1 CRISPR repeat array is annotated in these 1,502 nt (G+C 76.0%).

From position 1 onward, the window contains the following. Positions 1-64 precede the first annotated feature (64 nt). Positions 65-1,495: a CRISPR direct-repeat array (repeat unit 28 nt; unit sequence GGACCATCCCCGCAGGCGCGGGGCCGAC). The last annotated feature ends 7 nt before the right edge of the window (positions 1,496-1,502 follow it).

The following is a 1,502-nucleotide window of genomic DNA, read 5'->3' on the forward strand; positions in this document are numbered from 1 at the left end:
ACGGGACCATCCCCGCAGGCGCGGGGCCGACATGGCTCCGTGCCCGCTCAAAGCCGACACGACCGGACCATCCCCGCAGGCGCGGGGCCGACATGGCTCCGTGCCCGCTCAAAGCCGACACGACCGGACCATCCCCGCAGGCGCGGGGCCGACATGGCTCCGTGCCCGCTCAAAGCCGACACGACCGGACCATCCCCGCAGGCGCGGGGCCGACTCGGCCGAGGGCTGGGCCGACGTCACCGAGGAGGGACCATCCCCGCAGGCGCGGGGCCGACCTCCATCACTGAGCACCAACGGGTCCGAGGCGCGGACCATCCCCGCAGGCGCGGGGCCGACAGCGCATCAACCGCGGCTACCCTCACATGCTGCGGACCATCCCCGCAGGCGCGGGGCCGACGCAGTGCCGAGCGGCGCGCACCAGGCGCCGCCGGGACCATCCCCGCAGGCGTGGGGCCGACCGGGGCCCGCCGGCACCCCGGCCAAGTGGGGTAAGACCATCCCCGCAGGCGCGGGGCCGACGATCCGCGCGGGCTTCTTCACGATGCGCTCGCGGGACCATCCCCGCAGGCGCGGGGCCGACCCCATGATCCGCCGCCTCCGCAACCTGCGGCGCGGACCATCCCCGCAGGCGCGGGGCCGACCCACACCCAGCGCGTCATCGGTGGCAGGTGAAGGGACCATCCCCGCAGGCGCGGGGCCGACAACATCCAGCTCGGCCCCTACAGCAACCGGACCGGACCATCCCCGCAGGCGCGGGGCCGACGAGGGGGCGGCTTCAAGTCCCGCTAGTTGTGGGGGACCATCCCCGCAGGCGCGGGGCCGACCTGCGTGCTCTGCCGGAGCGCCCTGACGTCGTGGGACCATCCCCGCAGGCGCGGGGCCGACGGGGCGCCGGTGACGGACTCCAGGGCCCAGCTGGGACCATCCCCGCAGGCGCGGGGCCGACATCGAGCACGTGAAGGGCCACAGCCGGCACCCTGGACCATCCCCGCAGGCGCGGGGCCGACACGCTCCCCAGCGTTCCACCCCCGCGGCGCCCCGGACCATCCCCGCAGGCGCGGGGCCGACTTGCCGATCAGGGCGCGCATGCTGGCCGGGTCGGGACCATCCCCGCAGGCGCGGGGCCGACGGGCCCTTGACGTCCATACCGATCGCCACCGGGGGACCATCCCCGCAGGCGCGGGGCCGACGCGACGATCGATGAGTCGGCGCTGCGCCGGGACGGACCATCCCCGCAGGCGCGGGGCCGACAGCTCAGCGGCGGAAGCCGTCCCTGATGACGCCGGACCATCCCCGCAGGCGCGGGGCCAACAGCTCCTCGAACCATCTGAACAGCACGGCGGCGGGACCATCCCCGCAGGCGCGGGGCCGACCCGGCAACAGCTGACGGTCGGCCGGATCGCGAGGGACCATCCCCGCAGGCGCGGGGCCGACGCGACGATCGATGAGTCGGCGCTGCGCCGGGACGGACCATCCCCGCAGGCGCGGGGCCGACAGCTCAG

Source organism: Streptosporangium sp. NPDC005286 (genome assembly GCF_040607515.1).
GTDB lineage: Bacteria > Actinomycetota > Actinomycetes > Streptosporangiales > Streptosporangiaceae > Streptosporangium.